Source organism: Gracilimonas mengyeensis, assembly GCF_900182705.1.
In the GTDB taxonomy this organism is placed as follows: domain Bacteria; phylum Bacteroidota; class Rhodothermia; order Balneolales; family Balneolaceae; genus Gracilimonas; species Gracilimonas mengyeensis.
Genome location: NZ_FXTP01000010.1, coordinates 21,026 through 43,271, shown reverse-complemented (window position 1 = coordinate 43,271; position 22,246 = coordinate 21,026). Strand labels below are relative to the sequence as shown.

General features: G+C 44.4%; 19 protein-coding genes. 8 read left to right on the top strand and 11 right to left on the bottom strand.

Annotation, left to right across the window (positions count from 1 at the left end; all coding sequences use genetic code 11):
* Positions 1-381: 381 nt before the first annotated feature.
* Positions 382-837, top strand: coding sequence for an Hsp20/alpha crystallin family protein (locus tag FN815_RS11865; RefSeq protein WP_142454856.1), 456 nt, complete (start codon positions 382-384; stop codon positions 835-837).
* Positions 838-932: 95 nt separating this feature from the next.
* On the opposite strand, the gene FN815_RS11860 is transcribed toward FN815_RS11865, so the two are convergent.
* The 5 genes from FN815_RS11860 to FN815_RS11840 all read right to left on the bottom strand — a co-directional run bounded on the left by FN815_RS11860 (position 933) and on the right by FN815_RS11840 (position 7,103).
* On the bottom strand, positions 933-1,757 hold the full coding sequence (locus FN815_RS11860) for an aldo/keto reductase (RefSeq protein WP_142454855.1): 825 nt from the start codon (positions 1,755-1,757) through the stop codon (positions 933-935).
* Between the two features lie 86 nt (positions 1,758-1,843).
* A complete protein-coding gene (locus FN815_RS11855; protein ID WP_142454854.1) occupies positions 1,844-4,633 on the bottom strand; it encodes a T9SS type A sorting domain-containing protein in 2,790 nt (929 codons plus the stop codon).
* 90 nt (positions 4,634-4,723) lie between these two features.
* Positions 4,724-6,025, bottom strand: a complete 1,302-nt coding sequence (locus FN815_RS11850; protein WP_142454853.1) for a dicarboxylate/amino acid:cation symporter — start codon at positions 6,023-6,025, stop codon at positions 4,724-4,726.
* On the bottom strand, positions 6,022-6,846 hold the full coding sequence (locus FN815_RS11845) for a DUF92 domain-containing protein (RefSeq protein ID WP_185957279.1): 825 nt from the start codon (positions 6,844-6,846) through the stop codon (positions 6,022-6,024). The genes FN815_RS11850 and FN815_RS11845 overlap by 4 nt, the downstream gene beginning before the upstream one ends.
* Before the next feature lie 5 nt (positions 6,847-6,851).
* Complete coding sequence (locus FN815_RS11840; RefSeq protein ID WP_142454851.1) at positions 6,852-7,103, bottom strand: DUF3098 domain-containing protein; 252 nt, start codon at positions 7,101-7,103, stop codon at positions 6,852-6,854.
* A gap of 92 nt (positions 7,104-7,195) precedes the next feature.
* Between FN815_RS11840 and FN815_RS11835 the strand changes: the two genes are divergently transcribed.
* From FN815_RS11835 to FN815_RS11825, 3 genes are read left to right on the top strand one after another with little or no spacing between them, the layout of a single operon-like run.
* Positions 7,196-7,792, top strand: coding sequence for a Maf family protein (locus tag FN815_RS11835; protein WP_142454850.1), 597 nt, complete (start codon positions 7,196-7,198; stop codon positions 7,790-7,792).
* Between the two features lie 4 nt (positions 7,793-7,796).
* Positions 7,797-9,695, top strand: a complete 1,899-nt coding sequence (locus FN815_RS11830) for a tetratricopeptide repeat protein (RefSeq protein WP_142454849.1) — start codon at positions 7,797-7,799, stop codon at positions 9,693-9,695.
* Between the two features lies 1 nt (position 9,696).
* On the top strand, positions 9,697-10,962 hold the full coding sequence (locus FN815_RS11825; RefSeq protein WP_142454995.1) for an asparagine synthetase B: 1,266 nt from the start codon (positions 9,697-9,699) through the stop codon (positions 10,960-10,962).
* Positions 10,963-11,249: 287 nt separating this feature from the next.
* Here FN815_RS11825 and FN815_RS11820 read toward each other — a convergent pair whose 3' ends face one another.
* Positions 11,250-11,996, bottom strand: coding sequence for a type III pantothenate kinase (locus FN815_RS11820; RefSeq protein ID WP_142454848.1), 747 nt, complete (start codon positions 11,994-11,996; stop codon positions 11,250-11,252).
* Between the two features lie 53 nt (positions 11,997-12,049).
* On the opposite strand from FN815_RS11820, the gene FN815_RS11815 reads away from it, so the two are divergent.
* Entirely contained in the window at positions 12,050-12,775 is a 726-nt protein-coding gene (locus FN815_RS11815) for an SDR family oxidoreductase (protein WP_142454847.1), read from the top strand.
* A 5-nt stretch (positions 12,776-12,780) separates the two neighbouring features.
* Positions 12,781-13,269 carry a DUF4296 domain-containing protein gene (locus tag FN815_RS11810; protein ID WP_142454846.1) on the top strand — a complete coding sequence of 163 codons (489 nt, stop codon included), beginning with the start codon at positions 12,781-12,783 and terminating at the stop codon, positions 13,267-13,269.
* A gap of 351 nt (positions 13,270-13,620) precedes the next feature.
* Here FN815_RS11810 and FN815_RS11805 read toward each other — a convergent pair whose 3' ends face one another.
* On the bottom strand, positions 13,621-15,552 hold the full coding sequence (locus FN815_RS11805; RefSeq protein ID WP_142454845.1) for a RecQ family ATP-dependent DNA helicase: 1,932 nt from the start codon (positions 15,550-15,552) through the stop codon (positions 13,621-13,623).
* Positions 15,553-15,599: 47 nt separating this feature from the next.
* Between FN815_RS11805 and FN815_RS11800 the strand changes: the two genes are divergently transcribed.
* Positions 15,600-16,562 (top strand): endo alpha-1,4 polygalactosaminidase, encoded by a 963-nt coding sequence (locus FN815_RS11800; RefSeq protein WP_142454844.1) that lies wholly within the window; start codon positions 15,600-15,602, stop codon positions 16,560-16,562.
* A gap of 281 nt (positions 16,563-16,843) precedes the next feature.
* Complete coding sequence (locus tag FN815_RS11795; RefSeq protein WP_142454843.1) at positions 16,844-17,308, top strand: hypothetical protein; 465 nt, start codon at positions 16,844-16,846, stop codon at positions 17,306-17,308.
* Positions 17,309-17,532: 224 nt separating this feature from the next.
* Here the strand turns inward: FN815_RS11795 and leuB are convergent, their stop codons facing one another.
* The 4 genes from leuB to FN815_RS11775 form a co-directional block, all read right to left on the bottom strand.
* The gene (gene leuB, locus FN815_RS11790) at positions 17,533-18,645 is read right to left on the bottom strand and encodes a 3-isopropylmalate dehydrogenase (protein ID WP_142454842.1); all 1,113 of its coding nucleotides are present in this window, start codon (positions 18,643-18,645) and stop codon (positions 17,533-17,535) included.
* 2 nt (positions 18,646-18,647) lie between these two features.
* Positions 18,648-19,238: a 3-isopropylmalate dehydratase small subunit gene (gene leuD / locus FN815_RS11785; protein WP_142454841.1), complete on the bottom strand. Its 591-nt coding sequence runs from the start codon at positions 19,236-19,238 to the stop codon at positions 18,648-18,650.
* A gap of 9 nt (positions 19,239-19,247) precedes the next feature.
* Entirely contained in the window at positions 19,248-20,657 is a 1,410-nt protein-coding gene (leuC, locus tag FN815_RS11780) for a 3-isopropylmalate dehydratase large subunit (RefSeq protein WP_142454840.1), read from the bottom strand.
* 300 nt (positions 20,658-20,957) lie between these two features.
* Entirely contained in the window at positions 20,958-22,115 is a 1,158-nt protein-coding gene (locus tag FN815_RS11775) for a 2-isopropylmalate synthase (RefSeq protein ID WP_142454839.1), read from the bottom strand.
* Between the last annotated feature and the right edge of the window lie 131 nt (positions 22,116-22,246).

Below are 22,246 nucleotides of genomic sequence, written 5' to 3'. Positions count from 1 at the left end.
CACTGCATCCCCCGTCAGTTCCGCCTCTGCTGTTTTAAACTACTTCTACTACTCGGTTTTATATTCAGCGACAAATATAAATCCTGGCAATGAAGAAGCCGTGAAGAACTGTACGTGTTCTTGCCCACTACGGAGCTTTATTAACAAAGTTATACTTAAAAAAAGTAAATAAATTACCTGTTGTCACCATCTCACACTGACGGTTTTTCATTTCCTGTTTGTCATTTTTTGATATGTATTTCAAAAATGACAGGTGCTTATCATTCTTTTCAGATTTGGCACAACCGTTGCATAATTACAAATGTCGATTAAAAAACGACAATGGGTTACACCCGATGATCTTTAAATAAAATCATTTAAAAGGAGGATAAACCTATGTTAATGCGAACAAAAACTGAAAACTTTCCAACACTTTGGAATGATAACCAGCAACCTGCTCCACTCAAGATTTCGAACTGGATTGACGAAATGTTTGAAAATGCTGCGGGCACTTCCGGTTTACGAAATGCTTCTTTCATTCCGGAACTCAATGTATACGAAACCGATAAAGAGTTTGAGGTTTCAGTTGCACTGCCCGGCATGAATAAAAATGATTTCGAGCTAAGCTATGAAAGCGGCTTGCTAACCATTAGTGGCGAACGTAAAATGGAGCGTAAAGAAAATGGACGACGATATCACCGGCTCGAAAGCCGATTTGGCAAATTCAGCCGTTCATTGCCCCTTCCTGGCGATATCATAGACCGGGATAAGATCAAGGCACATTACGAAAATGGTGTACTGCAAATCACGGTTCCCAAGATTAAAGAAAAAGCTGCCAGGAAAATCACGATTAGCTAAACTGCTACAGCTAAATCATACATGAAATGACAAAGGCCCGGCTACTCGGGCCTTTGCTCTATGAATGTATTTTAAATCTGAGCAGCAATAAAATATTACTCACTATCCCATTCAGGGGCAAAATCAGGATTGGTTAAGCGGGTAGATTTATCCAGATCATCGATGGCATAGAAGTCATCATCTTCCAGGGCAAAATCATAGATATCGATATTTTCTTTCAGGTGTTCTTCTGAAGAAGCTTTCGGAATAGCTACTACCTGTTCTTGTTCGATAAGCCATCTGAGCACAATCTGTGCTGGAGTTTTATCATATTTCTCGGCAAGTTCTTTAATAAGAGGAATGTCCAGTGCCTGACCCTGCGCCAGGGGTGAATAAGCGGTAAACATTATGTCATGCTCGGCAGTATAATCCAGCAGGTCAAACTGCCCAAGCATAGGATGGTATTCAACCTGGTTACAAAAAATTGGAGCCGCCAGCTCTTCATTCACTTCCCTTAAAAGCTTCAACGGGAAATTAGCTACACCAATATTCAATGCCTTGCCCTGATCCCGAAGGGATAAAAATGATTCCAGTGTTTTTTCGATATCAACCTCTTCGTTCGGCCAATGCACGAGCAACAGGTCAACATAGGGCGTATCAAGCTCACGCAAAGCACTTTCTGCTACTTTCAGCACTTCATCTTTCTCAAGACTGGTATGCCAAATCTTTGTAGTCAGAAAAATCTCTTCCCTGTCTATATGAGATCTCTTTATGGCCGTACCTACCTCCCGTTCATTTTTATAGCTCTGTGCGGTATCAATATGCCGGTACCCCATATTTAGAGCCTTCTTTACAATATCCTCGCACTCTTTTCCAATTAGCCGGTGAGTACCTAATCCTATTTCGGGTACTTCCACCCCTTGAATTGTTTTAAACTGCATGATGGTTTTAAACGTAAGTCCTTGTTTGATTTATTAAGGTTCTGTTGTATTAACTTTTTAAAATAAAAAATTGTTCACTTTCTATTTTATTTTACTAAAGTCATCTTTCGGGTCATTACTTTATTGCCTACTTCCAGCTGGTAAATATACATTCCACTGGGTTTATCTGCGGCATTCCACTCAAATTGATGTTCCCCGGCTGACAATGTTCCTTCCGTTATAATTGCTACCGGCTGGCCTACAATATTAAAAACAGACAACCGGACCCATTGCGTTTCGGGCAAATAAAAAGAAATTGCTGTAGCGGGATTAAATGGGTTTGGATAATTCTGATGCAGCTCTATCTCCCTGGGCACGTCCAGCTCTTCATTAACATTAGCTGCCTCGGCTTCAGCTTCAGGTGGAGTAATGGTCACCATAAAGCGCTGAACAAGTACCGGTGAAGTTTCCTCTTCATCACTACCCTGAACAGTTTCATGAACGCCGGTTTCAAAACGTAGATTAAAATTTTTCGTTAGATCATATTGCTTCTCTGTAAACTGATCCAACAGTGTGATGTTCCAGCCTTCAGGAATTTCTTCCCATTTCCCAATTTCAAGTGTAACCGTAGTTCCTTCTGCAGGAACTCTGAGCCATAATGGATAAGAACGCTGAGTATTTAAAGTATTGGAAATTGTTGCCTTACTATAATACTCGCCCGTGTGTCCAAATGCGATATCTAAATCCTGATGCCCTGAAAATAACAAAGCTTCATACATGTTTAAATTACGGGGTATATCCGGAATTTCATCCTCGTAAAGCTGCAAGTCTACTTTTTGCGTGATGGCTCCCGCCGTAAAACGAAACTGTATCCCTGCATTTTCCCTTGGCTGATCTGTAACCAACTCTCCCTCTCTCATCAATAGACGAACCGAGTACGTATCAAGCTCCAGGGGCGAGTTGACTTGTATCCAAAAAGCTTGTTCTGATGAAATAACATCTCCAGCTTTTAAAAGCTCATACACCAATTTTCCCTCTGCATTGTTTCGCACCAGGTAAAGGTTATTATCCAGTTCTATTTCGGGATAATCCTGTTTCCATCCTTCTAAAAAATCGGCAGCCGTAAACGTTTGGGATGTATTATTATATAATAAGTTGAGACCTTCCAATCCGTCAATTGCACCATTTTCATCTTTATCAATGGCTGCCATCTGTGCGGTCAACTCCATGGATTCTGCCGGTACTTTAGCCTGCAGTCCTTCAAAAATTCTCTTTTCGCCGGGTTCTATTGCACTAAATCCAATACCTGTAACATCATCTGAATTCACTTCCTGAAAGGTTTTGTCGATAGCATTCCAGTAATAAAATTCCTTATCAGGAAACTGCTCCTTTAATATCCTATTCAACGGAATAGCTTGCCATCTGGACTGTTTTTCAGCTGTGGTTGCTTCCATAGTTCCTAAACCGCTCTGTGTCAAAGCTGCAACATGTTCGGGCGTAGCGGTACTTCCGGAGGAGATTTTGTCTATCGCTGTATTTCTTTGAGCTAAATCCATGGAAACGGTCTGAGAACGGGTAATAATATTCTCATATTCATCCAACAAAAATAATGTTTTACCTGCCTGTAGTAATTCTTCGTTTAATTGGGCAGCAAAATAACGGGCTCCTTCTTCGGGTTGATGGTCTGGTTGGCTGTTGGATTGCCATAGTAAAGTTTCATTCGCCGCAAGACGGATATTCTCATTAAAATAGAAACGGTTTTTTCCCACTTTAAAACTCCACCCCTGCAAGGATATAGGATAATATTCTTCATTTCTAATCTCTACCTGTTCCACGCCATTGGCAAGCTTTTGCACACTGATTATTTCAACCTCTGGCACTTCATTATCTCTGATAATTAAGCTGTGGGTCAAAAAGTCCCCGAAGTTTCCTTGTGTGAGACCACCCAATTCGTAAATCGCGCTTTCAGTACCTTCATAAACCTGATCGTCGACTATTGGTACGTGCACTTCAAAAACGGCATCTCCAATTAAGCCCGTAAAATTTATTTGATGCAAAGTGTCTGGCGTTGAAAAATCAGCATATGAAGCAGTACTGCGCAGCGAATCAAAAAGAACATCTACGGTTAACCGGGAGCCATCATGCCCGTAAATGGCCACATTCAAGGTGGCCGTAGTATCACTTTCTTTTACGGTAGAAACACTGTTCTCAAAAAGAATAACCGGAGGCTTCAGCATGTTGAATGAAGTACCAAAGCGGGTAAAAGGCTGATCGGGGCGGGTACGCCAATTGGCTTCGTCGTACACAAATTTGCGGATCAATCGCGGGGTTCCGCTGGCCCCGTTTCGCAGGTAATATTGATAGTTTGGCAAGCTACCAAGATTTAAAACCGTATTTTCTTTTTGCTGAAGACTTTCCGGAAGATCTGAGGCATTATCTATTTCGTCATTGTTCCAAAGTGGTCCGGCTCCCCATCCTGCTGCGGTGATAAACCGGTACTTATGATTTTCTTTTTGATAGATAAAAATCCGGTGGGTATCGCCCTTAAAAGAGAAATCCCCGGTAACAGAAATGCGTTGTTCGTTATGTTTGGCTATGTGCAGATGTGAACCGGCTTCAACAGTCTCGTCAAAACGCACAAGAATCTCTTGCCCCTTAAGCGTGTGCGCAGTATCATCCCAGATGCCTTCCCCTATATACAACTCTGTGCCTTTCTCAATATCTAAAAGTGGGATAAAGTCAACCCATTGGCTGTCTGCACTTACAGACACCACCGCTACATCACCCGGCAGCAACACGGTTTGAGCTGCAACAGGCGTAATTGGCTGAAAAACCAAAACGAAAAGGGCGATATGTAGGAATTTAGCGTATGTACCGGATAGTAACTTTAAGGCCATAGGCACTTGGGCTACATTAATTGCTAACAACAATCTAATTAACAGATTTTCAGGGATAAAGGCATATTAAAAATCCTGGCTCAGGAAATTTTAATCATCCAGGTTGGGCTCCCCTAAACGTCCTTCTGTGGAAGCCACAGCCACAGATACCGCTGCATCCCCTGTCACGTTTACCATCGTCCGGAACATATCCAAAATACGATCCACCCCTAAAATGAGCGCAATACCTGCGGTTGGCACCTGTATGGCTTCCAGTACAATTACCAGCATTACGATGCCTGCGCCGGGTACACCGGCGGCACCAATAGAAGCGGCTGTAGCGGTTAATACAATGGTAAGTTGTTCCACAATAGTAAGATCCATCCCTAAGGCCTGGGCAATAAATACGGCAGCGATGGCCTGGTATAAACTGGTGCCATCCATATTTACCGTAGCACCAACCGGCAACACAAAACTGGCAACTTCATCTTCAACGCCCAGGTTCTTCTCTACCCTTTCCATGGTTACAGGCAAAGTCGCCGCACTGGAACTGGTACTAAAACCGAGCAACATAGCCGGCTGAATAGCTTTGAAAAACGTTGAAAGCTTCATATCACTGGTGGCTTTAAATAGGCTGGCATAAACCACAAATACATGAATGGTAAGCCCGATAAGTACAGCCAAGCAGTACCAGCCTAAGGCATAAAGCAGCTCAAGGGCCTCACTTAAATCATCCCCGGCTAAATCTATCAACAGGGAAGCCATCAGCGCAAAGACCCCGTAGGGTGCGGTGAGCATAATCAGCTCTACGATGCGTATAATCACATCGTTCAAAGCATCAAACCCCTTAGTTAATAACTCTGCTTTAGGCCCTCCTATCTGGATGATTCCTATTCCTAAAAGAATAGCTACAAATACCACCTGCAACATATTGGAGTTATCGGAGGCGGCATTAATCAGGTTCTCAGGTACGATATCAACGAAGAAATCCAGCGGACCACGGTCCATCACTTCCTGGGCACTCTGGCTGCGGTCTTCGATGGAAGCACTGTAGGTTGTCTGCAATTTATCCCTGGTTTCGGGCGGCAGGGTTTTTCCGGGTTGAATAACATTTACAGTGATAAGCCCAATGGTTATCGCACAAACGGTGGTAAGGGCATAGATCCCGATGGTTTTTCCGCCCATGCGTGAAAGCTGAGTGGTGTCGTTAAGACTGGTAACGCCGGTAACCAACGAAACCAACACCAAAGGCACTGCAATCAATACCAGCAGTTTGATGAAAATGGTACCGATAGGTTTGATGTAATCGGTGGTAAATTCGTTAAGACCGGCAAAGTTGGCTACTAAGCCCCATATCAATCCTAAAAATAAACCAATGATAATTTGCCAGTGTAACTTTCTATACCATTTCATAAGCCAGTAATTAAAATTAATATCAAACTAATCAGCGAAGCCAGGCCTGCTGATATCCAGTTTATTAAATTGTTGCTAATATATATTTCTGACCCCTCGTAGCCTCCGGGCAGTACCCGATATACTTTATGCTGGAAGCGGGCGCCAATGTAAGAATCTATTGTACAACCCAAAAATCCGGTTACAGCGATCACTCCGATAGTATGGATAGCCATTTGCTGCTGCATCCCCCAAAAAATAAAAGCGATCAATATAGCGCCCCCCAAAGCCGCCAGGCTTCCCCAAATACTTATTCCTCCATCGGTTCCGGGCTGAACTTTTTTGCGGCTGGTAATCAACCAGGTTTTTGCATTCAGTCTATTGGCCCCTATCTCGGTGGCCCAGGTATCGGCTGTAGCGGCTGCGATGGCTGCCACCGAGGCTATCAAAAAAACATCATAACCACTCAAATACCAAATAAAGAGCCAGAGTGTAAACCAAAACCCGTTAGCCCAGACTTGTATTCCATTGCGCCTGAATTTTTTATCAGCGCGAATGTCTTCGTGAGATTCGTTCTTGGATAGTACCGAGGCTGTCACAAAAAAGCCCAGTACCACAAGAGCAGCGGTAAGTCCGCCTATACCATAGGCAGCCGTTCCGAATATAAAAGCAGCGGAAGCCCCGTCAATGGTCAGCCAATTAAAGATGAAAGCGATAAAAGCAAAACATCCCGCTAAACAAAAGGCCAGCAAAATCTGCACCTGTGCTTCTGCATCGGCATTTAAAATAAATACAAACACCAATGCCAGGAAGAAAAAGATATTTACCAGGCGGTCAGACACCCGAATTAACTCGAGGTTTCTGTTTCGGTATTCTTGTCACGGTCGTGCTTCATAATGGCAAAAACAACCAGTATGTAACCGGCCATCACTAATATGGGCGAGATGTAGAGAGAGATAAAACCGTTCACGGCATTTTCCATATACATGGCGGTGAAGCCAACTACAATTAGAAGTATAGAAAGGCCAATCAGCTTGTAATTATAGGCCGAAAAAAACATCGGGGCCTTATCGTTGGTATCGCGTCCTCGTTTTGCCATTTTATTTGATTAAATTCTTTGACTGGTTCTCCGGTTATATGAACGCAAAGTTATCTAATTATCTGTTAATCCCAAAAAGCAGCTATTCATAAATGCATCGAATTATACTGGCTTCCAAAAGCCCGCGAAGGAAGAAACTCTTAGAACAAATCGGTTTTACTTTTGAAGTAATTCCCAGCCATGCCGAAGAAAATCCCACAAAATCTACCCCTGAGGAGGTAGTATGCGAACTCGCTGAACTTAAAGCTACCGAAGTTGCCGCTTCTCAGCCCGGGTGTTTCATCATTGGCTCTGATACTATTGTGGAGCATGAAGGGGAAATATTAGGTAAACCGGCTACTCCAGAAGAAGCCAAAACCACCCTGAAACGCCTGAGTGAGACCACCCACCGGGTGTACACAGGCGTCTCATTTGTTAAAACTGATAAAAACGCGGAGATTACCGGGTATCACAGTTTTTATGAGCAAACAAAAGTTACCTTTAGTGCGTTAGGGGAAGAGGAAATAGATGCCTATGTTAAGAAAGGTCATCCTATGGACAAAGCTGGGGCATATGGCATTCAAGACGACCTCGGAGCGATCTTTGTAGAAAAAATTGAAGGTGACTATTACAACGTGGTCGGTTTCCCCATAAATCGCTTTTTCCGCGAACTAAAACATTTTTATCCCGAACTTGCAACATTATCATAGCCCGATGGGCAACATCAAGCTACTTACTTTTTTAACGGCAGCTCTCCTACTCGCGTTATCTCTGCCGGCTCAGGCTCAGATTAACAGAGATTATCAGCTGGCTAACCGGTTGATGCAAAAGAATCAATACGAGAAAGCTCTCCCCATGCTGGAAGAGTTGCATCAAAACAATCCAGACAATTTTAATTATGCCAAAACACTGATTAATTGCCTGATTCAGCTGAAGCAGTATGAGCGTGGAATACCTGTGGCTGAGTCTTTTTCCGATCAACCCAACTTCAGCGGTGAAGCGAATATCATATTGGGTGAATTATATCACTACAAAGGATCTACCGAAAAAGCCCTTGAGATCTGGAAGGCTAACCTGGATGCACACTACAAAAAGCTTCAGGTCTATGTGGAAACAGCCCGTACCATGATCAACCGGAGAGAATATATGGAAGCGGTTGATGTGTACAAAAAGGCCCGAATTGATTTCAATAACGAGAGTTTCTTTTTTGGGGATATTGCAAATGCTTACATGCAAGCCGGTGAATATGAACTTGCTATACAAGAATGGCTGAAGTTACTGGAAGAGTCTCCCGGACAGATGTCGTACATACAACGAAGTTTGCTTCGCTATAACGATCCGCTCTTGTATGATATCACCATTGTGGAACTGGACGAACGGCTGGATAACTTATCTACCGCAGAGGATGAGTACGAAACCTTTTTCAAATTGCAGATATGGCTGCTACAGGAAAATAAGTTATTTCAGCGGGCACTTAGCACGGCTAAAACCTATGAGAACCGCTCCTCCTCACTGAATTATTCGTTGTTCAACCTGGGACGGCAGCTTACCGATAACAATGAATTTAAGCTGGCGGAAGAAGCTTTTTCCTACTACATCGAGAAATCTTTCGGTGAGATTAAATGGCGCAGTATGGAAGAACTGGCCAATACCTATTCCAAATGGGCCAAGTATTTAGAAGATTACAGCCTTGATTACACAAATAAAAAGGACAGCCTTTATCAACTGGCTTCGGTGATGCTGGATTCTATAGAAACGGAAACAAGCAATTATTCAAGGATGGGTAATGTTCATATAAAACAAGCAGAAATTGCCCTTGATCATGTGTTTGACCTGGATGAAGCCGAACAATCTCTGGAGAAATTACAGAATTTACCAAGCATGATTGAGTCTCCCGAACTGGCCTACCTGGAGGGACGAATCCAAATTGCCAAGAAAAATTACCCACAGGCACGCATTGCACTTACTAAGGCTAACAAGCTGGCTGATATTGGCGGACTGGCTGAAAAAACCCGCTACTTTTTAGCCCTCACTGATTTTTATGCCGGGGATTATGAATTTGCAACCATTCAGCTAAAATCCCTGGGGCGTCAAAATACTTCCTATTATGCCAATGATGCCCTTGAGCTCCGCCTTTGGCTGCAACAGGGTATTGCGGAAGATTCCACCGGAAGCAGTCTAGACAGGTTTGCTGATGCTGTATTCAAGTACAACAATGGAGAATCGGCAAAGAGCAATGACCAGTTTCTGGATATGATTGAAGATCCTGCATTCCGGGCGCTTAAAGACGACGCCATGCTTTTTTATGTGAACACTTATGATCAAAATGCACGGGAAAAACTGGCGAATCTCAGTCAGTTTTTATCTGAAAACAATTACAGTCCGGTCAAAGAAAAATTAATGTGGAAACAAGCTAACCTTGCCGAACAAACCGGTTTGAGTGTCCTCCCCGGAAATTGTTCCTCTACCGAAAATTGCTTTAGTTCTGAAAACCCTGACGAAACAAAAAATGCCCACGATATCTATGAAGAATTAATCATTCAATATCCCAAAGGGTTTTATGCCCCTTATGCACGCGAGCGATTAACTGAATTAACCAATGAAAATTCCTGATATGTTCAAGCGAATTCTCACGACTCTATTATTCACGCTACTACCCTTTTTAGCATTCGCCCAGCAGTATATCCTCATCCCTATGGATGAATCCCAAACCAATCACCTGAAAGCGTATGGGGTTATCTTTAACCACTTAACCGATGGAAATACTGCCCAATGGCTGTTGAATTACCGCGGCGGCAGCTTTTTGGCCGAAGTTGAAAACGACATTGTACGCAAAAGCCGGCTCCGCAATGTACAGGCGGATGTTATTTCAGCCTCACAAGCCAACAATATTGTAAATCAGGTTGAAAGTAATAGCAGTAATACCTCGGTTGTAAACCTGGAAAAGGCTCCCAAAATAGCTGTTTACACCCCCGATCAGGCTCTTCCCTGGGATGATGCCGTAACCCTTGCTCTCACTTATGCAGAAGTAGAGTACGACAAAGTTTGGGATGTAGAAGTACTGGAAGGCAAGCTTGATGAATACGACTGGCTGCACTTACACCACGAGGATTTTACCGGCCAATATGGAAAATTCTGGGCCAACTATCGCAATATGCCTTGGTATATCGCACAAGTTAAACAAATGGAAGCCATGGCTGAAGAACTTGGCTTTGCTTCGGTTAGTGAACAAAAAAAGAAAGTAGCCCGGACTATTAAAGATTATGTAGAGAAAGGCGGTTTTTTATTCGCGATGTGCTCCGGAACCGATACCTTTGATATCGCGCTGGCTGCCGAAGATGTGGACATTGCCCCCGAACAATTTGATGGAGATCCCGCCGATCCCAATGCACAATCCAAAATCGATTACAGTAAAACACTGGCTTTTGAGGATTTTGACATCGTTATCAATCCCTCAGAGTATGAACATGCTGACATCGATGTACCAGTGAGTATCAATGAAGTGGATCAATCGCTGGACTTCTTTACCTTGTTTGAGTTTTCAGCCAAATGGGATCCCGTACCAACGATGCTTACCCAAAATCATGTAAGCAGCGTCCGTGGTTTTTATGGACAAACTACTGCCTATCAAAAAGACAAAGTGAAATCATCCGTGGTGGTTTTAGGTGAGGCTCCGGGTCGTAACCAGGTGAAGTACTTGCACGGAAACCACGGCCGCGGCACTTTCACTTTCTACGCCGGCCACGATCCCGAGGATTACACCCATCGCGTAAACGATCCCCCCACGGATCTGGCCCTGCATCCCAACAGCCCCGGCTACCGGCTGATTTTGAATAATATCCTGTTTCCTGCAGCCAAGAAGAAGAAAAAGAAAACGTAGGGTTATTGAAGATTACAAATTGCAGATTGCAGATTTTTGCCTGCCACCTGATGATGGATGCTAAGGGAGAGATAAGAGACTTAGACTTCTCAAGAAGAGCTATTTAAAAGATTCAGCCTATAAAACCATCAATGCGTTCCAACGCAGAGCGTGTGGAACGAGGGTAAAGGAATTAAGGATTTAAGATTCAAAATTAAAGATGAAGGATTAATTTTTAATGCTGAATTTTGAATTGTGAGTCGCCTGATCTTTAAATTTCAGCAGTATTATAACTGTTACCGTTTTATTTAGATGAGTTTTTCTAATCCTTCAAAAATAAGATAGGGGCGTAATTTCGAATCCATGGATAAAAGCTGCTGGATAGTTTGTCTGTTGCCGCCGGTTATAAATAAGTCAAACTGCCCGAATTCTTTCTCATATTCATTCAGCATAGCTTGTAAAGCAAATTTATAGAAACCTGCCTGTCCCCATTGTAATGAATGAATGGTGGACTTTCCCGGCCAGCTTTGCGGGATTTCTACTTCAACATTGGGTAAAGCCGGTGCGTGTTTGGGTAGCAGCTCGGTAAAGGCCGTCAATCCCGGTGCAATTACTCCGCCCCTAAATATTTTATCCCGTCCCATATAATCGATGGTTGTGGCGGTGCCCGCATCAATAACCACTACCGCCTCTTTGGTTTGAAAGGTGGCTCCATAACAGGCCAAAAATCGATCGATACCCAGTGTATCCGGCGTTTCATAATCTAAAAGATCGCGGGGGATATCTTTATTAGTGACGGTCTTAATGTTAAAATCCGCTTGCTGAAGCTCTCCCACCAGTGCTTGCTGAACCTCCGTTCGAACACCGGCCAGTACGATTTCACTAAAATCATCGCGATGATTCTCTATCCACAGGATAAGTTGCTTTCCGGTTTGAGCCGAATGGGCGTCTACCTTTTTCCAGGCCATCCCCTCTTTGTAAACGGCTTTAACGGCCGTATTTCCCACATCAAGGAATAATTGTTTTTTTAGCGAAGCGGAATCGAATTTGCTCATCTTTTTGTAGTACTTTATGCACGGAGTTATGAACACAAAATACCATTTTTAGCATGAATCTTGATTCAAAAATTGCCATCGTCACAGGAGCAAGCAGCGGCATCGGCGCCGAATTCAGCCGTATGTTGGTAAAAAACGGCTCAGAAGTGTACGGACTGGCACGCAGCAAGGACAAACTTCAAGAATTACAGAAAGAATTGGGCGATGCTTTTCACCCGGTAACTATGGATGTGACGGAAGCTGATAAGCTGGAAAAATGGGTTGACCAAACCTTTGGGCGTAAGCATCAACCCGACATCCTGATTAATAACGCAGGCATTATGCGTTCTGCCAATGTAGAAGACCTCTCGCTGGATGAATGGCACAACATGATCAACGTAAACCTTAATGGCATTTTTTATCTCACCCGCCTTATCGTACCGCTGATGAAAGCCAATAAAAATACCTGCCACATTATTAACATTGCCTCCATTGCCGGCCTGTTAGGTAACCCAACCATTTCCGGTTACAATGCCAGCAAATTTGGCGTTCGAGGATTCAGTGAGGCTTTATTCAAAGAACTCCGCTACGACGCTATTAAAGTGACTTGCGTATTCCCGGGTTCTATCGATACCGAACTGTTCAGTAAGATTGAAGGCATTGAAAATCATCCCAACATGATGAAAACCACCGATATTTCAAGCACGGTGAAGTTTTTACTGGAAACGGATGATAACTACCTCATCAATGAGATCACCATGCGTCCGCTTAACCCCAAGAACCCCAACGAAAAAGAGTAGCACGCATGGCTCTCAAACGGATTATTAGTTATTCCACACTCGGCATTTTGTTTCTTTTTGCAGGATGCCGGGGCGTGGAAAAACCACAGCCTCCTGATAACTTACTTCCGGAACCGGTATACATGGATGTGATGATTGAACTGCAGCATATCCGCACCTATGCCAGCGCCCGCCCTGACAGTGTGAATGTGGATTCGCTCAAACAGCTGGTATTTGAAAAATATGAGATCGAGGAAGCTGCCTTTGCATCTTCCCATAAATTCTACCAAAGCGACGTGCAGGCACAGATTGAGCGTATTGAAGCCGCTACCGCCTGGCTGGAACACAAAGAAAAAAACCTGCAGGCTCACATCGATTCGATGAAAGCAGTGTATAGCAACCACCCGGATTCTGTAGCTCTTGCAGATTCTCTATCTGCAGCCGACTCCCTTTCCCCACAAGATTCTGTGGCCATCGCCGACTCACTTATCAACAGAGATACTTTGGGAAATTGAGTACTTGGACTGAGTGGGAATGAAGAGAGATAATCCCCTGAAATTGCCCAATCTTTAGTTACTATTGTACACCCTCCGCCTGTTTTTGATAAATCAAAAACCGAGCACCTCCCTTACCGAATGCTCGGCACAGGCGAAGGGAGGACTTTCTGGGAGTGAAATTCAACATCTTGTACCTAATCCACCAGCAAATCCTCTATACTACCTCGGAGAAGTCTCTCCTTGAGGAGAGATCAATCAGTGCAGTTAGTTCCTGCACTGATTGTGAGAGGTGTTTGTGAATACTACCCACCCAAGCCGAAACTCCCAAAAACCACTCCCACCACCATATCACCCAATCACCATATCACCTTAAACCAACAGCGTATAATATCCCGGCCGCTGAGGGTTTGTAGTGATCCGCTCTTCCCGAATTAAATATTGAACCGATTGCAGTACCGTTTTTTTGGGCAAACCGGTCTGGCTGCATAAATCTTCAATGGTTTGTTCATCTTGCTTGAGACAAGCATATACTGCCTTTAGCTCTTCATTATCCGGCGTTGAATTATCTCCCTTTGTAGTACGCAGACAATTGTCACAATGGCCGCAGGGTTTAGCCGAAGTATCCCCAAAATAATTGCGCAGATATACCTCACGGCAGGTTTCTGTGCGAACGTAGCCATGCATCAGTTCCAGCTTCCGGAAGATATTGTCCCGATGAGCTTCTACTTCTTTTTTTGATAAATGTAATTTGGATGACCGGGCCTCCAGCACTTTTACCAACGTACGTTCTTTGTGCATCTCGAAAGCCAGGATTTGATCGTTCTGCATCAGTACATTTAGCGCCTTTACTAAAGCATTGCGGCGAACCGAGAGTTTTTCCAGCACATACTTTTCATCCAATTGCACCATATCCCGAAAGGCCATGGTTCCGTAAAGTCGTTCCAGCTTATCTACAAATTCCGCTTTCTCATCGTTTTCACACTGCTCCCGAAAAGCCTTAAGTCCCGACTGACTTAACATGAACTGCACGCCTACGGCAGGCTCCACTTCCTGCTGCATGGCAATAATATCAAACTGATCAAGCAGCCGCATGGCAGAGCGGGCTTTCCCATACGACAATTTTCCCCGCTTGATAATCTGATTTATGTCAAACGAAGCCGATTCCTCCATTTCTGAGCCTATGGCCAGGTTAAAGCTGTCGCACAAAATACGGTAGGCATGTTCCAGCTCATCTCTGGTGGGATAGTTTTCATCCAATCGCCTCTCCGCCTTCGCGTAATCCGATTCCCTGTATAACAAAATAGGATAACTTTCTTTGCCATCACGGCCGGCCCGGCCGGCTTCCTGGTAATAAGCCTCCAGCGAGTACGGCATTTCTTCATGCACCACATACCGGCAATCCGGCTTGTCGATGCCCATCCCAAAAGCATTTGTAGCTACAACCAACGGGGTTTTCCCATCAATCCATCGCTTTTGAATGGCTTTGCGTTGATCGGATGCGATACCGGCATGATAAGGCTCCGACTTAATACCCAGAGAAGAAAACCGCTTGGCCAACCGCTCACAATTTTTCCGGGTACCTCCGTAAACAAGTCCGTCTCCGCGTTTGGCTGCCTTAGTGACTGATTCTTCCAGTTTTTTTGTTTTTTGGGGTGATGAAACGACCCACCATTTTAGATTTGGTCGGGAGAAACCACGAGAGATGACATTCGGTGTTTCAAAACCCAAAGAATCTGTTATATCCTTTTGAACCTCAGGTGTAGCGGTAGCGGTAAGCGCCAGCCAGCGTGTTTGATCGGCAATGGATTCCAATGAGCTTCGAATTTCGCGGTAGCTGGGACGAAAATCATGTCCCCATTGACTGATGCAGTGTGCTTCATCCACCGCCACAAGATCAATATTAAGATTTGGAAGTTCGGCCTCCCAGAGACTGGTCTTCAATCGTTCTGGTGCACAGTAGAGGAGCTTGTACATGCCGTTGCGGGCATTGACCAAACGTTGCTCAACTTCGTAAGATGGAATGGTACTGTTGATAAAAGTCGCCGAAATACCTTTGACTTTTAATGCCTGAACCTGGTCTTGCATCAGGGCAACGAGGGGAGAAATAACCAGCGTCATCCCTTCAAAAACCGTTGCAGGCACCTGGTAACAAAGTGATTTACCTCCGCCCGTTGGAAATAGCACTAACGTATTTTTACCCTCAAATACAGCCTGAACTACTTCATCCTGCCCGGGACGGAATGCTTTAAATCCCCAAATTTTCTGTAAATTGGCTTCAGCCTTTTTAAATAATTCCTGCAAATCAGAGCCTTAAATTCAATCTCGTTTATCATTCAAAATACAAAGCAATGCGCACACTTTTACCCTTTCTCTTATTTCTGTTTATTACCAGTTTTGCGTGTGGAATAATTGGCACCAATGATACTACAGACTACCGTGCAGAAATGCGTTCCTTTGTGCAGGAAATTGCGGATTATGCCCATGAACAAGACGAGGACTTCATTGTGATCCCACAGAATGGGCACGAGTTGCTCACTGTTGATGACAGCCCTGCTACCGAGTATTTAAATGCCATTGATGGACTTGGACAAGAGGATTTATTTTTTGGGTATGAAGAAGATAATCAACCCACGCCGGCCCGTGCAACCAACCGGCTGCTGGAACAACTGGCTGTTGGCAAAGATACGGGAAAAACTGTACTGGTAACTGATTATTGCCACACACCCTTCAAGGCCAATCAATCGTATTCACAAAACCAGGCGTTGGATTTTCTCTCTTTTGCTGCCCCGGAGCGTGACCTCACCGTAATTCCGGATTACCCCGAAAACTTGCCCGGTGAAAACGACCGTGATATCACACAGCTTTCTGAGGCAGAGAATTTTCTGTATTTGTTGAACATGCAGGAATTTGATACCAAAGCCGATTATATCTCTGCTATCCAAAACACCAATTACGATGTATTGATTATGGATGCTTTTTGGAATAAGAACCTGTTCACAGATGAAGATGTTGAGGCGCTCCGGCAAAAGGAAAATGGAGGCAAACGTTTGGTTATCAGTTATATGAGTATTGGGGAAGCCGAAGATTACCGTTTTTACTGGCAACCCGGCTGGCATACCGGCAACCCTAACTGGCTGGTGCGGGAGAACCCCAACTGGGAAGGTAATTATAAAGTGAAATACTGGGACCCTGAGTGGAAGAGGATCATATATAACGGCGAGGATTCGTACCTGCAGAAAATATTGAATTCCCGCTTCGATGGCGTTTACCTTGATATCATTGACGGTTTCTACTTTTTCGAAAATCGTTAAAATTTAACGTGAGCTCGAGATAAGAATACGTAAAACCGAGCTAATAGGAGGTTTTAAGGTCATTCCTGCGAAGGCAGGGATCTAATTGTTACTTTGAATCCAACTATTGATATTCGGCAAACAATAAGATTCCGGCCTACGCCGCGGAATGTCCACTAAACACTTCTATATCTATTCTTATTACAAACTGAGGGTGCATGTAGCGAAGTGAACCTCAAGGACGTATGGATTAATGATAGCTTATTCTTTTACCCTTAATTCACTTTAACCTATACCTTAATATGAGAAAGCTCTACCCCTTTACTCTTATCCTTTTCGTCCTGTTTTTATCTGCCTGCACTCAGGATGGCATTGTTTCTACCAACTACACCATAAAAGCGGGACAGTCATTTGGAATGTGTATAGGAAACTGTTTCCAGGAGCTTTCACTTAATAGTCGGGAGGCGGTGCTTAGGGTTGATGATCGTGGACTTCCTAATAATGAAGAGGCGGAAGTTTATGCCAAAACTGAAGTGAGTGCAGAGGAATGGAATCGCTGGACAAGTTCGGTGGATAAGGAGGTTTTTCTTGCCCTTGATGATGTTTACGGCTGCCCCGACTGCGCCGATGGCGGTGCCGAATGGCTGGAGATTCAATCCCCCGACATCAACAAAAAAGTGGTGTTTGAATACCATAATCCCCCCGCTGCCATTGCAGATTTGGTGGAAGAATTACGGGAAAAGAGAGATGAGATGTTTGAGCAGTGATGTTACACACAGTAAAGGCGCATTGCAATGCGCCCTTACTCACCTAAAGAGGCAGGATTAGCGAATCCGAAAACCCAAACCCTGTCCTGTCTTAAATTCGATACCGTAAGCCTTAGCACCAACATCCCTGGAAGCTGGAGCTTCCAATATGCATTACCAAGCCGGAGCTTGGTAACGAGTATCAAGGAGTAACCCGCAACTCGAACCACGCAAACCCGCAACACCTAAATAACCGGCAGTTTGCCTTCGAACATATTTTCAAAGCGGGCATTGGACACGGTTTTATCCAACAACAGGCTCAGCACATCCCCTACTTTGGAGCAGGTGATGAAATTGTGGTCATCCAAATCTTGTGTAACGAGACCTTTTTTAATCATGTGATCTACATTGGTATTGATCATCTCGGCTTCTTCATGCAGGCCAAAATGATCCAGCATCATAGCTACGGATAAGATTGCAGCTACCGGATTGGCAATATCTTTGCCGGCTGCCTGCGGGTAGCTTCCGTGAATGGGCTCAAATAATGAATTCTTTTCGCCTATAGAAGCAGAAGGCAACAAGCCGATGGAACCCGTTATTACACTGCTTTCATCGGAAATGATATCCCCAAACATGTTTTCGGTGAGGATTACATCAAACTGGTTGGGCCGCAGAATCAACTGCATGGCTGCATTGTCTACAAATAGGTATTCTACATCCACATCGGGATAGTTGGGCGCTTTGGCCTGAACAGTTTGGCGCCAAAGTCGGGAAGTTTCCAACACGTTTGCTTTATCAACCAAAGTCAGTTTTTTTCGGCGGTTTTGAGCCGCTTCAAAAGCCATGGTAGCAATGCGTTCAATTTCTTCCACAGAGTAATTACAATGATCGTAAGCCGATTCGCCATCCTCACTGCGTCCTTTTTCTCCAAAATAGATGCCACCGGTAAGTTCGCGATATACCACTAAATCAGTCCCTTCCACCCGCTCTTTTTTCAGAGGGGAATGATCAATCAACGACTTATAGGTTTTAACCGGACGAATGTTGGCATATAATCCCAGGCTTTTCCGCAGCTTCAGCAATCCCTGCTCAGGGCGTACTTTGGCTTTGGGATCATTGTCGTATTTGGGGTCGCCAATGGAGCCAAAAAGAATAGCGTCAGAATCCAAACATACCTGAAGTGTTTCATCCGGCAGCGGATCGCCTGTTTCGTCAATAGCGGCAGCGCCTACCAGCGCTTTCTCATATTCAAATTCATGGCCAAAACGGTGAGCCACTGCTTCCAGCACCTTTACGGCCTGTTTAGTGACTTCCGGGCCAATACCATCTCCGGGTAATACTGCTATCTTCTTTTTCATTCCTAAAACTCTACGTGTTGTTGTTCAAATGCTTTTATCTTGTCCTTCTGGCTCAACAGAAAGTCGATGTCATCATACCCGTTAAGCATGCACATCTTCTTATAATCGTTGATCTCAAAACTTTCCGTACTTCCATCCTCCAGCGATACCGTTTGCTCCGGCAGGTCTATTATTATCGGAGTGGATGGCTTTTTCTGAACCTCCGATAACACTTTTTTCAAAAACTCATCGCTCACCTGCACAGGAAGCAATCCGTTATTCAAGGCATTACCCTTAAAAATGTCGGCAAAATAACTGGATATCACAGCCTTAAACCCATAATCAGTAAGGGCCCAGGCCGCATGTTCACGACTTGAACCGCAACCAAAATTGCGTCCAGCCACCAAAATCTGACCGGAATATTTGTCGTTATTCAGTACAAAATCTTCTTTTGGATTCCCTTCTGAATCGTATCGCCAGTCACGGAACAGGTTTTCACCGAAGCCCTCTTTGTTCACGGCTTTCAGAAATCGCGCCGGGATAATTTGATCGGTATCCACATCCTCCTCAGGAAGGGGCACCGCTGTAGATTTTAAAACGTTAAACTTCTCCATAATAAACTCTTACACTGCTACTTTTTGCATGATAAATTCTCGTGGATCCACCACTTTGCCCTCAATGGCTATGGCAGCGGCGGTAAGCGGACTAACCAGCATGGTGCGGGCACCGGGGCCCTGGCGTCCTTCGAAATTCCGGTTGGAGGTAGACACACAGTACTCGCCTTTGGGAATTTTATCTTCATTCATCCCCAAACAAGCCGAACAGCCCGATTGCCGAAGCTCAAAACCTGCTTCCGCCAGAATCTTATCAATTCCTTCTTCCTGTGCTTGCTGCTGTACTTGTCGTGATCCGGGTACTATCATCGCATTTACGTGATCGGCCTTCTTCTTCCCTTTCACAAAATCAGCCACGATACGTAAATCTTCAATCCGGCTGTTGGTACAACTTCCGATGAAGACGTGGTCTATCTTTTTGCCCAATAAAGCTTCTCCTTGCTCTAACCCCATATAATCCAGGGACTTTTTGAGCCCGTCGGGATTCTCTACCTCTTCTTCGGTAGGTACATTTCCGGTTACCTTAATACCCGCTCCGGGATTAGTACCATAGGTAATCATCGGCTCAATATCGGAAGCAGGGAAGGTGTATTCCGTATCGAAAATGGCTTCATCATCGGAATAGAGGGTTTTCCAGTACTTAACGGCCTTTTCGTATTCCTCCCCTTTGGGAGCAAATTCGCGGCCTTTCACGTATTCAAAAGTGGTCTCGTCTGGAGCAATCATGCCACCACGGGCTCCCATCTCAATGCTCATATTACAGATCGTCATACGGGCTTCCATAGAAAGGCTTCGGATAGCACTGCCGGCATATTCTACAAAATGTCCGGTTCCGCCACCGGTTCCCAGCTTGGAGATGATATACAAAATGATGTCTTTTGCATAAATGCCTTCACCCAGCTCCCCGTCAATAGTGATGCGCATGGTTTTTGGACGTTCCACCAGCAAACATTGCGTGGCCATCACCTGTTCTACTTGCGAAGTTCCAATCCCAAATGCAATTGCACCAAATGCCCCGTGAGTTGAAGTATGGCTATCGCCACAAACAATGGTCATGCCCGGTTTGGTAACTCCCAGCTCGGGCCCAATCACATGAACGATCCCCTGGTAAGGGTGTCCTAGTCCATAGAGTTCAATCCCGAAATCTTCACAATTTTGTTCCAGCGCATCCACCTGCAGTTTAGAAAGTGCGTCTTTTATAGGCAGGTGCTGATTTTTGGTAGGCACATTATGATCCGCCGTAGCTACAATCTTTTCTTTACGGAAAATATCGATTCCACGTTCGCGAATACCGCTAAAAGCTTGCGGACTTGTAACCTCATGGATGAAATGCCGGTCGATATAGAGCACTTCCTGCCCTCCCTCGACCTCTGTAACAATATGACTATCCCAAACTTTATCAAATAACGTCTTAGGCATGTATGAATAAACTTCTTCTTACTTAATATTCTTTTTTAAAAAAGACCTGTCAGGTTTTAAAAACCCGACAGGTTTGGTATTAACTCCAACAAAATCGGAAATGGCTGTTTGCACTCCATCGCAAAGCGTCTGGAGCGAGTATAATAGATAACCAGCTAATTTTCGAACTCTGGATTCATCGACCCTCCCCTTGTTCCCCTCCCAAGAGGGGAAATTCGTTTACAGGAGCAAAGATTATTTAAACATCCGAACTTTCAAGATTTCCTTCTTCAATGTTCGATGTTGAATGTTCGATATTCCTCAGCCTGTGGCCGCAACGGTAAACATGTTGATCAAGTCCTGGTCCTGGATTACTTTTTGCTGATCGGCCAAGTTCAGGAATTCTTTATAATAGTGATCCAGTTCTTCACGGCTCAGTTCAAAACCAAGCTTTTGGGCGCGATAGTGAAGGGCGGCACGGCCACTGCGAGCGGTAAGTACGATGGATGACTCCAAAGCTCCTACTTCTTCAGGATCAATAATCTCATAGGTTTCGCGGGATTTAATCACACCGTCTTGGTGAATACCTGAGGAATGTGCAAAAGCATTTGAGCCTACAATGGCTTTGTTCGCTTGTACCGGCATATTCATTTTTGCGGATACCAGCGCACTTACTTCGCACAAGTATTTTGTGTTGATATTCGTGTCAAAGTTCAGATCATGGTGTTTACGCATGATCATCACTACTTCTTCCAGAGAAGCATTTCCGGCACGCTCACCAATACCATTGATGGTACATTCAATCTGCCGTGCTCCATTCTGCACACCGGAAATGGAGTTGGCCGTAGCCAGTCCCAAATCATTATGGCAGTGCGTAGAGATGATGGCCTTATCAATACCTTTCACATTTTCTTTAAGGTATTTGATTTTTTCGGCGTATTCAGAAGGCAGGCAGTAACCGGTGGTATCCGGAATGTTAACTACCGTTGCACCGGCTTTGATTGCCGCTTCAATTACTTTGGCCAGGTATTCGTTATCGGTACGTCCGGCATCTTCGGCATAAAACTCTACGTCTTCTACGTATTTCTTAGCCAGTTTAACCGCGTCTACCCCGCGTTCAATTACTTTTTCACGGGTAGTGCGTAATTTATTAAACACATGGCTGTCGGAGGTTCCGATACCGGTGTGTATACGAGGACGCTTCGCCCCCTCGAGGGCTTCAGCTGCTACTTCGATGTCATTTTGTACGGCGCGGGTGAGCCCGCACACCGTAGACTCAGTAATGATTTGTGAGATTTGCTTCACGGACTCAAAGTCGCCTGGACTGGAAACGGGGAACCCGACTTCCATCACGTCCACGCCTAGCCTTTCAAGCTCCCGGGCAATTTCAATTTTTTCCTCGGTGTTGAGCCTGCAGCCGGGAACTTGTTCGCCATCGCGAAGCGTAGTATCGAATATCTGTATTTGTGTATTTGGCATTAGTCTGAGGTTTTCTAACTTAAAGCCGTGTCAATTACTTTCTCTGGTCAAAGTTCAAGTAACTGGGCCGAATGTAGGCGCATATATATAAAGCATAAAACCACATTTGATAGTATTTACGACACCCAAGA

Excerpts from the sequence above, each read along its gene's own strand:
- FN815_RS11865 (WP_142454856.1), top strand. The coding sequence starts at position 382 with ATGCGAACAAAAACTGAAAACTTTCCAACACTTTGGAATGATAACCAG.
- FN815_RS11860 (WP_142454855.1), bottom strand. The coding sequence starts at position 1,757 with ATGCAGTTTAAAACAATTCAAGGGGTGGAAGTACCCGAAATAGGATTA.
- FN815_RS11855 (WP_142454854.1), bottom strand. The coding sequence starts at position 4,633 with ATGGCCTTAAAGTTACTATCCGGTACATACGCTAAATTCCTACATATC.
- FN815_RS11850 (WP_142454853.1), bottom strand. The coding sequence starts at position 6,025 with ATGAAATGGTATAGAAAGTTACACTGGCAAATTATCATTGGTTTATTT.
- FN815_RS11840 (WP_142454851.1), bottom strand. The coding sequence starts at position 7,103 with ATGGCAAAACGAGGACGCGATACCAACGATAAGGCCCCGATGTTTTTT.
- FN815_RS11835 (WP_142454850.1), top strand. The coding sequence starts at position 7,196 with ATGCATCGAATTATACTGGCTTCCAAAAGCCCGCGAAGGAAGAAACTC.
- FN815_RS11830 (WP_142454849.1), top strand. The coding sequence starts at position 7,797 with ATGGGCAACATCAAGCTACTTACTTTTTTAACGGCAGCTCTCCTACTC.
- FN815_RS11825 (WP_142454995.1), top strand. The coding sequence starts at position 9,697 with ATGTTCAAGCGAATTCTCACGACTCTATTATTCACGCTACTACCCTTT.
- FN815_RS11820 (WP_142454848.1), bottom strand. The coding sequence starts at position 11,996 with ATGAGCAAATTCGATTCCGCTTCGCTAAAAAAACAATTATTCCTTGAT.
- FN815_RS11815 (WP_142454847.1), top strand. The coding sequence starts at position 12,050 with ATGAATCTTGATTCAAAAATTGCCATCGTCACAGGAGCAAGCAGCGGC.
- FN815_RS11810 (WP_142454846.1), top strand. The coding sequence starts at position 12,781 with ATGGCTCTCAAACGGATTATTAGTTATTCCACACTCGGCATTTTGTTT.
- FN815_RS11800 (WP_142454844.1), top strand. The coding sequence starts at position 15,600 with ATGCGCACACTTTTACCCTTTCTCTTATTTCTGTTTATTACCAGTTTT.
- FN815_RS11795 (WP_142454843.1), top strand. The coding sequence starts at position 16,844 with ATGAGAAAGCTCTACCCCTTTACTCTTATCCTTTTCGTCCTGTTTTTA.
- leuB (WP_142454842.1), bottom strand. The coding sequence starts at position 18,645 with ATGAAAAAGAAGATAGCAGTATTACCCGGAGATGGTATTGGCCCGGAA.
- leuD (WP_142454841.1), bottom strand. The coding sequence starts at position 19,238 with ATGGAGAAGTTTAACGTTTTAAAATCTACAGCGGTGCCCCTTCCTGAG.
- leuC (WP_142454840.1), bottom strand. The coding sequence starts at position 20,657 with ATGCCTAAGACGTTATTTGATAAAGTTTGGGATAGTCATATTGTTACA.
- FN815_RS11775 (WP_142454839.1), bottom strand. The coding sequence starts at position 22,115 with ATGCCAAATACACAAATACAGATATTCGATACTACGCTTCGCGATGGC.